Origin of the sequence: Shinella kummerowiae, from assembly GCF_009827055.1 — a bacterium.
GTDB lineage: Bacteria > Pseudomonadota > Alphaproteobacteria > Rhizobiales > Rhizobiaceae > Shinella > Shinella kummerowiae.
Genome location: NZ_WUMK01000005.1, coordinates 54121 through 71934, shown reverse-complemented (window position 1 = coordinate 71934; position 17814 = coordinate 54121). Strand labels below are relative to the sequence as shown.

The 17814-nt window shown below is 61.9% G+C and carries 16 protein-coding genes; 4 read left to right on the top strand and 12 right to left on the bottom strand.

The window, feature by feature from the left end:
• Positions 1–84: 84 nt before the first annotated feature.
• The 12 genes from GR138_RS14075 to GR138_RS14020 all read right to left on the bottom strand — a co-directional run bounded on the left by GR138_RS14075 (position 85) and on the right by GR138_RS14020 (position 12642).
• Positions 85–1422 (bottom strand): NAD(P)-binding domain-containing protein, encoded by a 1338-nt coding sequence (locus GR138_RS14075; RefSeq protein ID WP_160859877.1) that lies wholly within the window; start codon positions 1420–1422, stop codon positions 85–87.
• A 45-nt stretch (positions 1423–1467) separates the two neighbouring features.
• Positions 1468–2508, bottom strand: a complete 1041-nt coding sequence (locus GR138_RS14070; protein WP_160859876.1) for a heme-dependent oxidative N-demethylase family protein — start codon at positions 2506–2508, stop codon at positions 1468–1470.
• 18 nt (positions 2509–2526) lie between these two features.
• Positions 2527–3474, bottom strand: a complete 948-nt coding sequence (locus GR138_RS14065) for a PDR/VanB family oxidoreductase (RefSeq protein WP_202402675.1) — start codon at positions 3472–3474, stop codon at positions 2527–2529.
• Between the two features lie 14 nt (positions 3475–3488).
• On the bottom strand, positions 3489–4094 hold the full coding sequence (locus GR138_RS14060; protein ID WP_160859874.1) for a dimethylamine monooxygenase subunit DmmA family protein: 606 nt from the start codon (positions 4092–4094) through the stop codon (positions 3489–3491).
• 10 nt (positions 4095–4104) lie between these two features.
• Positions 4105–5238: an aminomethyl transferase family protein gene (locus GR138_RS14055; RefSeq protein WP_160859873.1), complete on the bottom strand. Its 1134-nt coding sequence runs from the start codon at positions 5236–5238 to the stop codon at positions 4105–4107.
• 109 nt (positions 5239–5347) lie between these two features.
• Entirely contained in the window at positions 5348–6253 is a 906-nt protein-coding gene (gene folD / locus GR138_RS14050) for a bifunctional methylenetetrahydrofolate dehydrogenase/methenyltetrahydrofolate cyclohydrolase FolD (RefSeq protein WP_160859872.1), read from the bottom strand.
• A 3-nt stretch (positions 6254–6256) separates the two neighbouring features.
• Positions 6257–7141 (bottom strand): formyltetrahydrofolate deformylase, encoded by an 885-nt coding sequence (gene purU / locus GR138_RS14045; RefSeq protein WP_160859871.1) that lies wholly within the window; start codon positions 7139–7141, stop codon positions 6257–6259.
• Positions 7142–7199: 58 nt separating this feature from the next.
• Positions 7200–8507 (bottom strand): type III glutamate--ammonia ligase, encoded by a 1308-nt coding sequence (gene glnT / locus GR138_RS14040; RefSeq protein ID WP_160859870.1) that lies wholly within the window; start codon positions 8505–8507, stop codon positions 7200–7202.
• 88 nt (positions 8508–8595) lie between these two features.
• Positions 8596–9924, bottom strand: a complete 1329-nt coding sequence (locus GR138_RS14035; protein ID WP_160859869.1) for an FMN-binding glutamate synthase family protein — start codon at positions 9922–9924, stop codon at positions 8596–8598.
• Between the two features lie 15 nt (positions 9925–9939).
• The gene (locus GR138_RS14030) at positions 9940–10626 is read right to left on the bottom strand and encodes a GltB/FmdC/FwdC-like GXGXG domain-containing protein (protein ID WP_160859868.1); all 687 of its coding nucleotides are present in this window, start codon (positions 10624–10626) and stop codon (positions 9940–9942) included.
• Between the two features lie 38 nt (positions 10627–10664).
• The gene (locus GR138_RS14025; protein ID WP_160859867.1) at positions 10665–11570 is read right to left on the bottom strand and encodes a class II glutamine amidotransferase; all 906 of its coding nucleotides are present in this window, start codon (positions 11568–11570) and stop codon (positions 10665–10667) included.
• Between the two features lie 82 nt (positions 11571–11652).
• A complete protein-coding gene (locus GR138_RS14020) occupies positions 11653–12642 on the bottom strand; it encodes a GlxA family transcriptional regulator (protein WP_160859866.1) in 990 nt (329 codons plus the stop codon).
• An 89-nt stretch (positions 12643–12731) separates the two neighbouring features.
• Here GR138_RS14020 and GR138_RS14015 point away from each other — a divergent pair, with 89 nt between their 5' ends.
• From GR138_RS14015 to GR138_RS14000, 4 genes are read left to right on the top strand one after another with little or no spacing between them, the layout of a single operon-like run.
• Complete coding sequence (locus GR138_RS14015; RefSeq protein WP_160859865.1) at positions 12732–13982, top strand: sarcosine oxidase subunit beta family protein; 1251 nt, start codon at positions 12732–12734, stop codon at positions 13980–13982.
• 9 nt (positions 13983–13991) lie between these two features.
• The gene (locus tag GR138_RS14010) at positions 13992–14264 is read left to right on the top strand and encodes a sarcosine oxidase subunit delta (protein ID WP_160859864.1); all 273 of its coding nucleotides are present in this window, start codon (positions 13992–13994) and stop codon (positions 14262–14264) included.
• On the top strand, positions 14261–17218 hold the full coding sequence (locus tag GR138_RS14005; RefSeq protein ID WP_160859863.1) for a sarcosine oxidase subunit alpha: 2958 nt from the start codon (positions 14261–14263) through the stop codon (positions 17216–17218). Before GR138_RS14010 ends, GR138_RS14005 begins: the two co-directional genes overlap by 4 nt.
• The gene (locus GR138_RS14000; protein ID WP_160859862.1) at positions 17211–17783 is read left to right on the top strand and encodes a sarcosine oxidase subunit gamma family protein; all 573 of its coding nucleotides are present in this window, start codon (positions 17211–17213) and stop codon (positions 17781–17783) included. Before GR138_RS14005 ends, GR138_RS14000 begins: the two co-directional genes overlap by 8 nt.
• Positions 17784–17814 lie beyond the last annotated feature (31 nt).

Sequence of the window (17814 nt, the reverse complement as noted above, 5' to 3'; positions counted from 1 at the left end):
CGGCTTGGGTGATATCCCGTTACTTAAAAGTATGGGCCGAAGACCAGGGACGTGGCCTTCGGCTTTGTCGTCGCGAGCCGGAGATCAGTTTTTCAGATAGACCTCGAGCGTATCGTCCATCGCCTCCAGCCAGGGCGTATGATGTTTGGGCGCCATCGTGCCGGTCATCAGCGATTTGTAGGCGTTGTCGCGGAAGCCCATGATGTTCTCGGCCTTGTGGTGCTCCCATTCCATGAAGGTCTTGTTGGTGCCCTCGACATCGAACTTCGGATAGTCGGTATCCTCCAGTAGTTCGATGACGTAGTCGCCCTGGAACCAGATCATCTGCTCGGCATCCTCGAGCGTTTCCTCGCGGGCGCGCCATTTGTCGAAATGCGCCTTCATTTCCTCCTTCGAGGGCAGGCCGATGCGGCCCATGATGACGTCGCGGGCGTACCAGGCCTGGGCGTCGAACATGTTGAAAGTATAAAACTGGTCCTGCATGCCGATATACATCAGCTGCGGATTGTCCTCGTAGACGACGCCCTTGTAGAGGCTGTCGGACCACAGGCGGTTCGCGGTCTTCAGGCGCAGGTCGTCCGGCAGGAACGGGAAGTGGTGAAGATAGCCGGTGCAGAGGATCAGCGCATCGACCTCCTTGGTCGATCCGTCGGCGAAATGAGCCGTCTTGTTGACGAGCTTTTGCAACAGCGGCCGCTCCTCGAAACGCTCCGGCCACTTGAAGCCCATCGGCTTGGAGCGGTAGCTCGTGGTCACCGATTTCGCTCCGTATTTCCAGCACTGCGAACCGATGTCCTCGGCAGAATAGCTGCGGCCGACGATCAATACGTCCTTGTCCTTGAACTCCAGCGCATCGCGGAAATCATGGGCGTGCAGCACGCGGCCGCCGAAGGTTTTCACGCCTTCGAAATAGGGAACGTTCGGCGTCGAGAAGTGGCCGGAGGCGACGACGACATAGTCGAATTCCTCGTCATACATCCGATCCTCGACGCGATTGTGCGCCGTCACCGTAAATTTCTTGGTCGCCTCGTCGAACCGCACCATGCGGACCGGGGTCGAGAAGCGAACCCACTTGCGCACATCGGCCTTTTCGACACGGCCCTTGATGTAGTCCCACAGCACGGCGCGGGGTGGGTAGGAGCCGATCGGCTTGCCAAAATGCTCCTCGAAGGAATAGTCGGCAAATTCCAGGCATTCCTTGGGACCGTTCGACCAGAGATAGCGGTACATGCTGCCATGGACCGGCTCGCCATATTCATCGAGCCCGGTGCGCCAGGTGTAGTTCCACAACCCGCCCCAATCGGCCTGCTTTTCGAAGCAGACCACTTCGGGGATTTCCGCACCCTTCTGGGCGGCGGACTGGAAGGCTCTCAATTGGGCAAGACCCGAAGGCCCCGCGCCGATGACGGCTACTCTGGTCATATTTGTCTGTTCCCTTTTATGTCGTTGTAAGCTTTGCGGAGACCATCAATCCGGATAAATCCCCGCACTCGTCGGCGCCCCGTCGTCATACTTCGCCAGCCAGTCGATCATGATCGGGCGGTTGCGGGTCAGGCCTTTGTAATCGGCGATCTCCGGCGGCAGGCTTTTCAGCACGCGCGGCAGGCGGCGGCCCCATTTGGGGACGGTCACCAGTTCACTCAGGCTGATCAGGTAGCAGCGAATGACGAAGAGGATGGCGTTGGACCGCGGCAGACGCCATAGGCTCTGCAATTCGACGCGCAGGTGCATCTTGTCACCGACATTCTCCGGCGTGACGGTCGTGCGATCCGGTCCCCATTTGTGATAGTTTTCCGGAGATGTATCGAGCCGCGGATTGACCGTCATTGTCCAGTTGAGGCGGCGGGTCGGCTTGCCCTGCTGCAGGTTGAGCAGGAATTTCAGCGCCCGGTCGAACACGCCGATTTGGTGGGCAAGCGGCACGGGACCATGCCATTCCATGAAATTCATGCCGATGTCGAAATCCAACGACCAGTCGGCCTGGGTGGTGACCATGCCGGCATCCATCCAGAGATTGTTGTCGCGCTGGTCGACGATGCAGAAATCCCCCTGCGCCTGCCGGGTAATATATTCCATCGGCGGATAGGGAAGTGTTGCCGCATCGCCGAAGGTGAAGGTGTCGTCGATGCCCATGGGCCGGTTGACCCAGCGCCAGCGGTCGCCGTTCTTTTCGAGTGTGAAGTGCTCAGGATAGTCCTGCGCCTGATGCTCCATCAGAAGCTCGAGCACGTCCCATTGCGCCGTCATCATATGCGGCAGCGCCTGGCAGCGCAGCGGGTCCTCCTTGAGCACCAGCGCTCGGTCCTGCATCTCGGCGACATAGTGCTCGTCGACATCGATCAGGTTTTCGAAAACGCTGTCCGCCTTGCCGCGGATATGCGGCTCCATGTTGACCGAATACATGTATTCGTCACGATCGAAGGGGAAGGGAAAGCGTTTGATGTTGTAGAGGCTGTTGCGGAAGGTGAAGTCGTCGCGGAACGTTTCGCTCCTGAACGTGATGGTCATCTGTCCGGTCCCCTTAAACTACAATTGAAGAACGAGTTGCTGGCCCTTGAACCGCGACACGCAGATCATGACCTTCTTGCCGGACGCCTTTTCCTCGTCCGACAGGTAGATATCGTTGTGCTGCAGCGTGCCATCACAGGAGAGCACTTCCGTCTCGCACTGGCCGCAGGCACCGCCGCGACACATGTAAGGGGCATCGCAGCCATGGGCCTCCGCCGCTTCCAGGATGCTCTGGTGCTCGCCCACGGTCATGTGGATGTTGGATCTTTCGAGGAAGACCTGGAACGGCAGGCCGGCAGGCGGCGCAAGGAACCGCTCCGAATGCAAGTTTTCCTTCGGCCAGCCGGCTTTCAGCCCCGTCATCAGCACGCCATCGATCATGCCGGCCGGCCCACAGACATAAAGATGCGTGCCGAGCGGCTGGTTGTCGGCAATCTCGGCGACGGGGATGAATGTCTTTTCCTCGTCGACATAGATCTTGATGCGCCGCGGACCATAGCGATCGAGCAGTTGCTGCCAGTAGGCGCCGTGCGAGCGCGAGCGGATGGCGTAGTGCAGTTCGAAGGCGATGTTGTCGCGGCTGAACTGTTCCATCATGGCGATGAACGGCGTGATGCCGATGCCGCCGGCAATCAGGATGTGCTTGCGGCCGCGATGATCCGGCGCGAAGAGGTTGACCGGCTGGCTGACGGTCAGCTGATCGCCGGGGCGGACCTGTTCGTGCATGAAGATCGAGCCGCCGCGGGAATTCGGAACCCGGAGCACGCTGATTTCATAGGCGCTGTTGTCGTCGGGGTTGGACATCAGCGAATAGGGATTGCGGCGCAACAGGCCGTTGTCGTTCATCGAGACGACGACATGGGCGCCGCCGGAAAAAAACGGCATGGGGTGACCGTCCAGGCGTTCGAAGCGAAAGCGCTTGACGAGATCGGTCACCTGCGTCACCGCCGCAACCCGGACAGGCATGTCGGTATTGAGGCTCACGGGAACATCTCCTCAGGTTCTGGGGCTGTACCCGGTTCTTCTGCATCGATATTGACGCCCTGGAAGGCGCCAAGCCGCCTGGAGTAATGGTCGCGCACCAGAAGCGGCAGTCCGCAATGACTGCAGGGAAAGGGGCTGGTCGTCACATTGTCGGTGATGCCCTTGCAGTGCACGCATTGCACCCGGCGCGCCATCGAGCCGCGATGTTCGGTGTGGATCGAATGGTAGTCGATGCCGTATTCGATCGCCACCTGCATGATCTGGCCGATGAAGCCCTCGGTGCCGGCGATGGAGAGCCGCGTTCCCATGCGGGCCTGCTCAAGACAGGCACGCAGGCGGAACAGAAGTGGTTGAAGTGTTGAGGCCTGCCAGAAAACATCCGGCGAGAGCGCCGAAAGCGTTACGTCATAGGCCTTGGGGGCCGCGCCCGCCGCCAGATAGAGGATTTCCGACTTTGCCAGGAAGTCGCGGCCCTTGGCCCCGACCTCGTCGATCAGTGCCTGCGCCCCTTCGCCCTCAAGGACGAAGAGGTGGCGTTTGGCATGGGGATCAATGTCGAGCCCCTTATATTCCGGCCTGCTTTTGATCCCTTGTACGAGCATGCCGATATCCTCAGCCTTGCGCCGTCCGTTTCGTCTTCTTCGGATCGTCGAAGGTGATCGTATGGGCGATGGCAGGCGCGTTGACCGTCTTGCCCTTCACTTCGAGCTTGGTGCCTTGCACGGCATAGGGGACGTCGACGCGCATGATCGCCATCGAGCGGTTGGTCAGCTTCGAATAGGACGGGCAGGTGATGACACCCACCTTCTTGTCGCCGGCCCAGACCTCGTCGCCGAGGTCGGTCGGTCCATCGGCCTCGACCAGCAGGCCGAAGATCTTGAAGCGTTCCTTGCCCTTGAGGCGCGCATGTTCCTCGGCACCGCGAAAACCGGTCTTGCCGGGGCTGACGGTGAAATCGAGGCCGAGTTCCCACAGGCTGTCGCCGGGCTGCTCGTTGGCGAAGGGGTACATCTGCGAATTGTCGTAGGGGTAGAACAGCAGGTAGCTTTCGACGCGCAGCATGTCGAGAACGCTGAAACAGACGGGGATGATACCCATCGCCCTGCCTTCGTCGACGATCCGGTCCCAGACCATGCCGGCATCCTGGCCGCGCACGAAGATTTCGTAGCCGCGCTCGCCGGTATAGCCGGTGCGCGAGATCATCACCGGGGCGCCGAACAGCGTCGTCTGCATGTGGTGGAAATATTTGAGGTCGCGGATGCCGGGCACGTATTTTTCGAGATAATCGACGGCAAGCGGCCCCTGCAGCGACAGGTCGTGCAGGTCGTCATCGAACAGCACCGCGCAATTGCGGCCCTGCGCCTGCTTGACGATTTCCTCGAAGCCGGAGCCGGAGCCATGCACCAGCATCCAGGAATTCGGGCCGGTTCGATAGACGATGCAATCATCGGTGAAATGGCCGCGCTCGTTGAGCATGCAGGCATAGACCGACTTACCGGGATAGACCTTCGTCATGTCGCGGGTGGTGATGTATTCGAGAATGGCGATGGCATGCGGGCCGACGAGATGAACCTTTTTCAGGCCCGACACATCCATGATGCCGGCCTTGGTGCGCACGGCGATATGCTCTTCATAGATGTCCTTGTCATAGGTCCAGGCGGTTCCCATGCCGCTCCAGTCCTCGAGGTTCGATCCCAGTGCCCGATGCCGGTCTGCAAGGGCGGAAAAACGCCAGCTAAGACTCATATCCTCGTTCCCATTTTCTTTTGCGGAATATTTATTTCCTGAGTATATCGCCGCCGATCAAACTCGCAAGGTGTTAAACTCAGTAATCACCATTGCGCTCCAGCCCTGTTTAGAACCGTAGCGGTTCACGACCGCATGCGCGATAGGCCGCTGTCACCGTATTGGCCATCAGCATGGCAATGGTCATCGGCCCCACTCCGCCCGGAACCGGAGTGATGGCACCAGCGACTTCCGAAACCTCGTCGTAAGCGACATCGCCTACCAGACGGCTCTTGCCCTCGCCGCCTCCCGCCACATCGACGCGGTTGATGCCGACATCGATGACGGTCGCGCCCGGCTTCACCCAGCCGGCTTTCACCATTTCCGCGCGACCGACGGCGGCAACGAGGATATCCGCGTTGCGGCAGACACCGGCGAGATCCTTTGTGCGCGAATGCGCAATCGTCACCGTCGCGTTGGCATGGAGCAGCAATTGCCCCATCGGCTTGCCGAACAGGTTGGAGCGACCGATGACGACGGCGGCGAGGCCCGCTAGGTCCTCGCCATGGATGGAGCGTACGAGACGCATGGCGCCCGCCGGCGTGCACGAGATCAGACCCGTTGCCAGGTCGCCGGTCGCAAGCTTGCCGGCATTGACGACATGCAGGCCATCGACGTCCTTCTCCGGCCGGATCGACTGGATGATCGCCTCCGCGTCGAGATGTTTTGGCAGGGGCAGCTGCACCAGGATGCCGTGCACGGCGGGATCCGCGTTCAGCGAAGCCACCAAGCGTGCGAGATCACCTTGTGTGGTCTCCTCCGGCAACGTGTGCTGGGTGGAGTTGAAGCCGCATTCCTTGGCCAGCCGACCCTTGGCGCCGACATAGGTATGGCTCGCCGGATCGTCGCCGACGATGACGACCGCAAGGCCGGTTTTTACGCCTGCCTCCTCCTCGAGTGCCGAGGTCGTAGCCTTCACAGCCTCGATCATCGACGCCGCGACTTTCTTCCCGTCAACGCGTGTTGCACCCGCCATGGTTCAACCCATGCGCTCGGAGGCGTAGGAGCCGGGGCTCGGCGGGAAGACGATGGTCTTGTTGCCGTTCATGAAGGTGCGATGGTGGATATGCGCATGCACCGCGCGGGCAAGCACCTGGCTCTCCACGTCACGGCCGATCGACACATAGTCCTCCGCCGACTGCGCATGCGTGATCCGCGCCACGTCCTGCTCGATGATCGGACCCTCGTCGAGATCCTCCGTGACATAGTGCGCCGTAGCACCAATCAGCTTCACGCCGCGCTCGAACGCCTGCTTGTACGGGTTGGCGCCCTTGAACGACGGCAGGAACGAGTGGTGGATGTTGATGATCCGACCCGACATCTTCTTGCACACCGCATCCGACAGCACCTGCATGTAGCGGGCGAGCACGATCAGTTCGGCACCGGACTGCTCCACCACCTCCATCAGCCGCGCCTCGGCCTGCGGCTTGTTCTCCTTCGTCACCTTGATGTGGTGGAAGGGGATGTCGTGGTTGACGATGACCTTCTGGTAATCGAAGTGGTTGGAGACGACGCCGACGATGTCGATCGGCAACGCGCCGATCTTCCAGCGGTAGAGCAGGTCGTTCAGGCAATGGCCGAAGCGCGACACCATCAGCAGCACCTTCATGCGCTCGTCGCTGTCGTTGAAGCGATAGGTCATGCCGAAGGGCTTGGCGACCGGAGTGAAGCCCTGCTTGATGTCCTCCTCCGAAACGCCTTCCTGGCTGAGGAAGGTGAGGCGCATGAAGAACAGGCCGGTCTCCAGGTCGTCGAACTGCGAACTGTCGGAGATGTAACACCCCTTCTCGGCGAGGTAGCCGGTGATCGCGGCAACGATGCCGCGGGTCGATTGGCACGATACTGTCAGGACGTGGCTTTTCATCGGTTCTTTCCCGGTCAAACGATTGCCGAAGGGGCGTCTCTTTTGCGAAACGGCACCCTCAGATATCGAGCGTCGTCTGCCGCTCCCATTCCGTGAAATGCGACGCGTAAGCATTCCATTCCTGATGTTTGAGCTTCAGGTAGGCGCTGGAGAAACTCTTGCCGAGCGTGGCCTTCAGGTCCTCGTCCTTGTCGTATTCCCTGAGCGCATCGAGCAGGTTCAGGGGCAGGCGCGGTGCGTCGGTGACGGTGTGGCCTTCCTTGTACATGTCGATGTCGTAGTGGCGGCCAGGATCGGCATTCGTACGGATGCCGTTGAGACCGGCTGCGATGATGATGGCCTGCAGCAGGTACGGATTGACGGCGCCGTCCGGCAGGCGCAGTTCGAACCGCCCCGGACCCGGAACGCGGACCATGTGCGTGCGGTTGTTGCCGGTCCACGTCACCGTATTCGGCGCCCAGGTCGCGCCGGAGATGGTGCGCGGTGCGTTGATGCGCTTGTAGGAATTGACCGTCGGATTGGTCACCGCGGCAAGCGCCGAGGCATGTTTCATGATGCCGCCGAGGAAGGTCTTGCCCTTGGCGGAAAGGCCAAACGGCATGTTTTTGTCGGCAAAGGCATTGGTCTTGCCTTCCACATCCCAGACGGAGATATGCGCGTGGCAACCGTTGCCGGTCAGGCCCTTGAAGGGCTTGGGCATGAAGGTGGCGCGAAGGCCGTGTTTCTCGGCGACCGTCTTCACCATGAACTTGAAGAAGGAATGTTTGTCGGCCGTCTGCAGCGCGTCGTCATATTCCCAGTTCATCTCGAACTGACCGTTCGCGTCCTCGTGGTCGTTCTGGTAGGGCTTCCACCCCAGTTCCAGCATGTAATCGCAGATTTCGGCGATCACGTCATAGCGGCGCATCACGGCCTGCTGGTCGTAGCAGGGTTTTTCGGCGGTATCGAACTCATCGGAAATCTTGCCGCCATCCGGCGCGATCAGGAAGAATTCCGGCTCGACGCCGGTCTTGACGCGAAGACCTTCCTTGGCAGCTTCGGCGATCAATCGCTTCAGCATGACGCGCGGCGCCTGGTCCACCGGCTGGTCGTCCATCACGCAATCGGCGGCGACCCAGGCGACATCCTTCTTCCACGGCAACTGGATGACCGAAGACGCATCCGGGAGGGCAAAGAGATCGGGATGGGCGGGCGTCAGATCGAGCCAGGTGGCAAAGCCCGCAAAGCCCGCACCGTCCTTCTGCATATCGGCGATTGCCTCGGCCGGAACAAGCTTTGCCCGCTGGCCGCCGAACAGGTCGGTATAGCTGATCATGAAATATTTGATGCCACGGTCCTTGGCAAAGGTAGCAAGATCGAGTGTCACTGTGTTCCCCTTTTGGATTATCAGACACTTTTTCAAGAAATGGCCGCGCTGGCTTGGGAGATCAGACGCGGCCGAAGTTTTATGCGGGTCAGAAGCCTCCCTTGCCGGGGATCCAGCTTGTGCCGGCAAGCGGCACCTGCGCCATGGCAGATGCCTCGATCGTCAGGGCGACGAGGTCCTCCGGCTCCAGATTGTGGAGATGGTTCTTGCCGCAAGCGCGCGCGATGGTCTGGGCTTCGAGCGTCATCACCTTGAGATAGTTGGCAAGACGGCGACCGGCCGTGACCGGATCGAGACGTTGGGAAAGCTCCGGATCCTGCGTGGTAATACCGGCCGGGTCCTTGCCTTCGTGCCAGTCGTCATAGGCGCCGGCCGTCGTTCCGAGCTTCTGGTATTCCTCTTCCCAGTGCGGATCGTTATCACCGATGGCGACCAGCGCTGCGGTGCCGATGGCAACCGCGTCGGCCCCGAGCGCAAGCGCCTTGGCCACGTCGGCGCCGGACCGGATGCCGCCCGAGATGATCAGCTGCACCTTGCGATGCATGCCGAGATCCTGCAGCGCCTGGACGGCGGGGCGGATGCAAGCCAGCGTCGGCATGCCGACATTCTCGATGAACACGTCCTGTGTCGCCGCGGTGCCGCCCTGCATACCATCGAGCACGACGACGTCGGCGCCTGCCTTCACGGCGAGCGCCGTGTCGTAATAGGGCCGTGCGCCGCCGACCTTCACATAGATGGGCTTTTCCCAGTCGGTGATTTCGCGCAGCTCCATGATCTTGATTTCGAGATCGTCCGGGCCGGTCCAGTCGGGATGACGGCAGGCCGAGCGCTGGTCGATGCCCTTGGGCAGGTTGCGCATGTTGGCGACGCGGTCGGAAATCTTCTGGCCGAGCAGCATGCCGCCACCGCCGGGCTTGGCCCCCTGGCCGACAACGATCTCGATGGCATCGGCGCGGCGCAGGTCCCGCGGGTTCATGCCGTAGCGCGACGGAAGATACTGATAGACCAACGTCTGTGAATGACCGCGCTCTTCGTCCGTCATGCCACCGTCACCGGTGGTTGTCGATGTTCCGGCGATGGTGGCCCCGCGGCCGAGCGCTTCCTTGGCATTGCCGGAAAGCGCGCCAAAGCTCATGCCGGCGATGGTGATCGGCGTCTTCAGGACGATCGGCTTCTTGGCGTGGCGCGCGCCGAGCACGACGGAGGTGTCGCATTTCTCGCGGTAACCTTCGAGCGGATAACGCGAGATCGAGGCGCCGAGGAACAACAGGTCGTCGAAATGCGGAACCTTCCGCTTGGTGCCGGCGCCTCTGATATCATAGATGCCGGTCGCCGCGGCGCGGCGGATTTCGGCGAGCGTGTAATCGTCGAAGGTCGCTGACTTGCGCGGCGGGGTATAGGGGTTGTGATAGCTCATGAACGGGTCCCTGCCTTAGTACGCATCAGCGTTATCGATGTTGAAGTTGTAGAGCGTGCGGGCCGAGCCGTAGCGCTTGAATTCTTCCGGCGCGACACCCGTGATGCCGGCCTTTTCCAGAAGCTCGGCAAGCAGCTTCAGATGTTTTGGCTTCATTTCCTTCTGGATGCAGTCGGCGCCGAGGCTCTTGACTTCGCCGCGCACAAACAACTTCGCCTCGTAAAGGGAGTCACCGAGCGCATCACCGGCATTGCCAAGCACCACAAGGTGACCCGACTGGCCCATGAAGGCCGACATGTGGCCGATATTGCCCTGGACGACGATGTCGATGCCCTTCATCGAGATGCCGCAGCGCGAGGCAGCATTGCCCTTGATGACGAGGAGTCCGCCGCGGCCCGTCGCGCCGGCATACTGGCTGGCATCGCCCTCGATGACGACCGTTCCCGACATCATGTTTTCCGCGACACCAGGCCCTGCCGAACCATGCACCGTCACGGTACCGCCATCGTTCATGCCGGCGCAATAATAACCGACGCTGCCACGCACCTCGACGGTGACGGGCTGGTCGATACCGACGGCGACGGCATGACTGCCACGCGGATTGACGACCTCGAAATTCGTATCATTGGTGCCGGGGGCGATGGCGTGCAGCGCGCTGTTCAGTTCGCGCAGCGGCATTTTGGCAAGGTCGAATACGCGCATCGCTTCCAGACTTTCTCGTTTGACGCTGACATCCACGGTTAGGCCGCCTTCTCATGATCCCAGAAATAGACAGTAGCCGGCTCCGGCTCCCAGACCCGCGCATTTTCGATGCCCGGCAGGTTGACGAGCGCGCGGTATTCCGAGCCGAAGGCGATATATTGATCCGTTTCGGCCATTACGGCCGGCTTGCAGGCGATCGGATCGCGCACCACACCGAAGCCGGACTTGGTACCGACGACGAAGGTGAAGAAGCCGTCGAGATCGTCGAGCGCGCTGGTCAGCGCCTGCCCCAGATCCTTGCCCTTGGCCATCTCGGCCGACAGGTAGGCGGCGGCGACTTCGGTATCGTTCTGCGTCTCGAAGGTCATGCCTTCACGCACCAGCTCACGGCGCAGGTTGTTGTGGTTGGAGAGCGAACCGTTGTGCACCAGGCACTGGTCGGCGCCGGTCGAGAACGGATGGGCGCCAAGCGTGGTGACGGCCGATTCCGTCGCCATACGGGTATGGCCGATACCATGTGTGCCGGCCATCTGGCGAATGCCGAAGCGGGAAACCACGTCCTTCGGTAGGCCGACTTCCTTGTAGATCTCAACGCTGTCGCCGGAACCCATGACACGAATCTCCGGCCGCTCCTGGACCAGCAGATCACGGACCGCCTGAGCCTTGTCGGCACTGGCTTCGATAACCGCGTGGGTGCTTTTCAGCTCCACGGCAACGCTCGAATCGGCTGGCTTCAGCAGCGCTTTGAGCCCGGCAAAATCCTGCTTGGGGTCGGCCGACTGCACGGTGATTTTCGCGCGGCCATCCGAGGGCGCTCCGTAAATCGCGATGCCGGCGCTATCGGGCCCGCGGTCGGTCATGGTGACCAGCATATCGGACAGCATGGCACCCAATTGCGGTTCCAGACTTCTGTCCTTCAAAAACAATCCGACAATTCCGCACATGGGGACAATCCTTCGTTTCGTTGATGAAAGATGGATAGCAGGTGCGTTTTTTGATTTCAACTATGAGGAAAGTTATTTTCTTTTAAAGCAATTCCGTCTGTGCTGTCGGCGCTGTGGACTGCCGATGCGCGCGCGGCGGCTCCCCGAATGCCGCACGGTAGGTTCGTGCAAAATGCCCGGCGCTGGAAAACCCGGTGGCGAAGGCAATTTCGGAGATGGAAAGCGGGCTCTGCTGCAACAGGCGCCGGGCGTGATCCAGCCGCAGTTTCCGATATTCGAGAAGGAAGGAGGACCCCATCTGGCTGGAAAAAAGACGATCGAGGTGGCGCGGCGAAACACCCGCCAGTTTACCCATGGCCTGCCGGTCGAGCGGTGCTTCGATCGTTGCCTCCATCTTCTCCAGCACCATCAGCAAACCGGGATGATTGACCCCGTAGCGCTCTGCCAGCGATGCCCGCTGCGGTGCACCGGAGCTTTCCACCTGGGTATGAAGATACCAGTCACTCACCCGGCGCGCGAAATCCGAGCCCATGCGCTGCGAAATCAGCGCGTGCATCATGTCGAGCGGGGCGACGCCACCGCCGCAGGTGAGTCGGTTGCCGTCGAGGACGTAGCGTGCCTGGCGAGGTGCAAGGCCGGGAAAGGCCTCCACCAGGGCCGGTGCATGCTCCCAGTGGATGGTGAAGTCGCGATCCTCCAGCAATCCCGCCGCCGCCATCAGATAGGGCCCCCCGGAAATGCCGCCAATGCGCACGCCGTCGCGGGCAAGCTGGCGCAAGCATGCCAGGACGGCCGGCACGTTCCAGTCGACCGGCGTACCGCCCGCGCAGACGAAGACGGTGTGGAAGCCGGAGCCACGCGCCGGCAAGGGCACGGCAGGAACGGGAATACCGGATGATGTCACCCCGGCGTTTCCCTCGACGACATGCGTCGACAATGCATAGATATCCCGGCCAGCGAGAAGATTGGCGGCACGTAGCGGCTCCGTTGCCGAGGCATAGGACATCAGCGCAAATCCCGGAATGAGGATGAAGCCGATCTTCTGGACGTTTTTCAGATCATCTGCGGCCATGGCTCAATTATGGCTCAAATAGTCTCTTTCCTGCAAGTGCTGAAACACAATGCTGTCATGATCGTCACGCTCCACGGGATGTCCTTGCCATGCGCTACTCTGCCTTTTCCGTTTTCCTGAACGCCCTGCGCGGCAACAAGGGCTGGGCGCCGGCGTGGCGCAGTCCGGTTCCGAAGAACCGCTATGACGTGATCATCATCGGCGGCGGCGGGCATGGTCTGGCCACGGCCTACTACCTCGCCAAGGAATTCGGCGTCACCAATGTGGCGGTACTGGAAAAGGGCTATATCGGTTCCGGCAATGTCGGCCGCAACACCACGATCATCCGCTCCAACTACCTGTTGCAGGGCAACAACCCGTTCTACGAACTGTCGATGAAGCTTTGGGAAGGGCTGGAGCAGGATTTCAACTTCAACGCTATGGTCTCCCAACGCGGCGTGCTCAACCTCTACCATTCCGACGCTCAGCGTGATGCCTATACGCGGCGCGGCAACGCGATGCGGCTGCACGGCGTCGATGCCGACCTGCTCGACCGCAACGCCGTGCGCCAGATGCTGCCCTTCCTCGATTTCGACAATGCCCGCTTCCCGATCCAGGGCGCGCTGATGCAGAAGCGCGGCGGCACCGTACGCCATGATGCCGTTGCCTGGGGCTATGCCCGTGGTGCGGACAGTCGCGGTGTCGATATCATCCAGAACTGCGAGGTGACCGGCATCCGCAGAGAAAACGGCCGCGTTACCGGTGTCGAGACCAGCCAGGGCTTCATCGGTTGCGGCAAGCTGGCGCTCGCTGCGGCCGGCAATTCCACCGTGGTTGCCGACATGGTCGACCTGAAGCTGCCGATCGAAAGCCATGTGCTGCAGGCGTTCGTCTCCGAGGGTCTGAAGCCGTTCATCGACAATGTCGTCACCTTCGGCGCCGGCCACTTCTACGTCTCCCAGTCCGACAAGGGCGGCCTCGTCTTCGGTGGCGATATCGATGGCTACAATTCCTATGCGCAGCGCGGCAATCTTGCGACCGTCGAGCATGTCGCCGAAGCCGGGGTCGCAATGATCCCGGCGCTGTCGCGTGTCCGGGTGCTGCGCTCCTGGGGCGGGGTGATGGACATGAGCATGGACGGCTCGCCGATCATCGACCGCACCCACATCGACAATCTCTATCTGAATGCCGGCTGGTGTTACGGCGGCTTCAAGGCCACACCCGCTTCCGGCTTCTGCTACGCCCATCTGATCGCCAAAAACGAGCCGCACGAAACCGGTCGCGCCTTCCGGCTCGACCGCTTCGCCCGCGGCCGGATGATCGATGAAAAGGGCGTCGGCTCGCAACCCAATCTGCATTGAGGACTTCATATGGCCAGCCTGATCGCCTGCCCCCATTGCGGGCCGCGCCCCAAGGAAGAATTCACCATTCGCGGCGATGCCGGCATAGTCCGCCCGGCGCCGGATGCCGGTGAGGACGCCTGGCACGCCTATGTCTACCTGCGCGACAATCCGCGCGGACGCCACAAGGAACATTGGCACCACACATCCGGCTGCCGCCGCTGGCTGGTGGTCGAGCGCGATACGATGAGCCATGCAATCCATGCCGTATCGGATGCCAGCACCGAGGGAGCGACCGCATGACGTCCTATCGTCTTTCCCGGGGCGGCCGCATCGATCGCGCCAAGCCGCTCGATTTCACCTTCGACGGCAAGCCGATGCAGGGTCTTGCCGGCGACACGCTGGCCTCGGCGCTTCTGGCGAACGGCCGCCAGCTCGTCGGCCGCAGCTTCAAGTACCACCGCCCGCGCGGCATCCTGACGGCGGGTGCTGCTGAACCCAATGCCCTGGTGACAATCGGCGAAGGCGGACGCACCGAGGCCAACACCCGCGCCACGCTGGTCGAGCTCTACAGCGGCCTCACAGCAAAGAGCCAGAACCGCTGGCCTTCGGTCGATTTCGACCTCGGCGCCGTCAACAGCCTGCTCTCGCCCTTCCTCGGCGCCGGCTTTTACTACAAGACCTTCATGTGGCCGGCGGCCTTCTGGGAAAAGGTCTACGAGCCGATCATCCGCAAGGCGGCCGGCCTCGGCCGCGCCACCTACGAGCCCGATCCCGACTCGTACGAAAAATGCTGGGCACATTGCGACCTGCTGGTGATTGGCGCAGGCCCCACCGGTCTCGCCGCCGCGCTAACCGCGGGCCGCGCCGGGGCCCGTGTCATCCTTGCCGACGAAGGTTTTGAGCCCGGCGGATCATTGCTGTCCGAAACGGCACCCGTCGGTGGAAAATCCGCAAGCGACCTGCTGGCCCAGACGCTGGCCGAGCTGGCAGATATGCCGAATGTCCGCATGTTCTCCCGCACGACGGTCTTCGGCTGGTATGACGGCAATGTCTTCGGCGCCGTCGAAAGCGTGCAAAAAAACACGGCCACGGTGGACCCGAACCGGCCGGTCGAGCGCATCTGGCGCATCGCCGCCAGACAGGCGATCCTCGCCTCCGGCGCGGAAGAGCGCCCGCTGGTTTTCGGCGGCAACGATATTCCCGGCGTGATGATGGCCGGTGCCATGCGCGCCTATCTCAACCGGCAGGCGATCGCGCCGGGAAAGAGCACGGTCATCTTCACCAACGACGCGTCCGGCTACGCGACCGCCGTCGATCTGGAAGCCGCCGGTCTCGAGGTCGCCGCCATCGTCGACAGTCGCCCGGATGCCGCGCGCACCTGGTCCGGCAAGGCGCGCATCCTGTCCGGCGCCGTGGTTGTCGATGCCAATGGCGGCAAGAGCCTCAAGGGCGTTACGATCCTCAACAACGGCCGCACGGAAACCATCTCAGCGGATGCGCTCGGCATGGCCGGGGGCTGGAGCCCGATCATCCATCTGGCATGCCATCGCGGCGCAAAGCCGGTCTGGTCCGATGCCAAGGCTGCGTTCCTTGCACCGGAAAACCAGGAAGGCCTGACCGTCGCCGGCGCCGCCGCGGGCATTGGCAGCACCGAATCCTGCCTTGCAGACGGCGCCGGAAAAGCTGCATCCGCTCTAAAGGTGCTCGGTTTTTCGAATTCCGTCGCCGCTTTCGCGGAAAAAGCCGACACGACAACCGTCTCCAAGCCGCTCTGGCGGGTGCACGGATCGAAGGGCAAGGCCTTCGTCGACTACCAGAACGACGTGCATCTCAAGGATCTCGGCCTCGCCGTCAGCGAGGGTTACGGCCATGTCGAGCTTGCGAAGCGCTACACCACCAACGGCATGGCAACCGACCAAGGCAAGCTGTCGAACATCAATGCCATCGGCATCCTGGCGGAGGCGCGCAAAATATCGCTGGCCGATGTCGGCACCACGACGTTCCGCCCGTTCTACACACCGCTCTCCTTCGGCGCGCTGACTGGCGCCTCCAAGGGCAAGCACTTCCAGCCGGTGCGCAAGTCCCCGCTGCATGACTGGGCGAAGAAGAATGGCGCGGTCTTCGTCGAAACGGGCCTCTGGTACCGCTCCTCCTGGTTCCCGAAGGCGGGCGAAACGACCTGGCGCGAAAGCGTCGATCGCGAAGTGCTCAACGTTCGCGAGAATGCCGGCATCTGCGACGTCTCGACCCTTGGCAAGATCGAAATCTTCGGCACGGATGCCGCCGAATTCCTCAACCGGGTCTATTGCAACGCCTTCCTGAAGCTGCCGATCGGCAAGGCGCGATACGGCCTGATGCTGCGCGAAGACGGAATGATCTACGACGACGGCACGACGAGCCGCCTTGGCGAAAACCATTTCTTCATGACGACGACCACAGCTTACGCGGCCGGCGTCATGAACCATCTGGAATTCTGCGCACAGGCGCTCTGGCCCGACCTCGACGTGCAGTTTGCCTCCTCGACCGACCAATGGGCACAGATTGCCGTTGCCGGGCCGAAATCGCGCACGATCCTGCAGGCATTGGTGGACGAGGATATTTCCGACGCGGCCTTTCCATTCCTCGGCGCCAAGGAAGTGTCGCTCTGCGGCGGAACGCTGACCGGCCGACTGTTCCGCATCTCGTTTTCCGGCGAACTGGCCTACGAACTGGCGGTTCCGGCCGGCTATGGCGAAGCGATCGCCGACGCGATCATGGCGGCCGGCAAGCCGCATGGCATATGTCCCTATGGTGTCGAGGCGCTTGGCGTCATGCGCATCGAGAAAGGCCATGTCACCCATTCCGAGATCAATGGCACGGTCATCCCGTCGGACCTCGGTTTTGCCAAGATGGTCTCCACCACCAAGCCGGACTTCATCGGCAAGGCCATGCTGTCGCGCGAGGGCCTGACGGCGGAGGACCGGCTCTCGCTGGTCGGCGTCAAGCCGCTCGATCCGGCGACGACCTTCAAGACGGGCTCGCATATCCTGTCGGACGGCGCTGTTCCGTCGCTCGAAAACGACCAGGGCTATGTCTCCTCCAGTTGCTATTCACCCAACCTCGGTTCGACCATCGGCCTCGCTCTCGTCAAGCACGGTCCGAAGCGGCACGGCGAGCATGTCACCGTCTGGAACGACCTGAAAAACGAATACACCAAGGCCGTGCTGTGCAGCCCGGTCTTCTTCGATCCGGAAAACGGAAAGCTCCATGGCTGATCTTGCGCCCCTCCACCGTCCCGCCCTTGCCGATGCGAAATCCGGTTCGTTCGGCGCGCCTTCAACCGGCGCGCGGATCACCCTCACCGCTCTGCCGGAAGGCCATGTGCTGCAGGTTCTCGCCGCGCGTGGAAGCGGCGACCTGCAAGACGTGATCCTGCGCGTCAGCGACGGCACCCCCAATGCGGTGCGCCCCTATGGTCCCGGACAATGGTTCGTCGTCGGCGATGCGGCCCTGTCCGCTGCGGAAATTTTCGGCAAGACGCCGCTGCTGGACGGTCGGGCCTCCATCGCCGACCAAGGCCACGGCCGCGTCCGGATCGGCATCAGCGGCCGGGCTGTCGAGATCGTCCTTGCCAAAGGCACGGCCGTCGACCTCGATCGTACCAAATTCCCCGTCGGCCAGTCCGCCATGACGCTGATCGGCCATATTTCGGCACTGGTCACCCGGACCGGCACGGAGAGTTTCGAGATTCTGGTGTTGCGCGGCTTTGCCGAAAGCTTGTGGGACGAACTGATCCAGATGAGCCTTGAATTCGGCGTGGACGCGAGAACGGTGCGGTAGGCAGGTCGCCCGGCTTTAGCTTTTCCTCAAA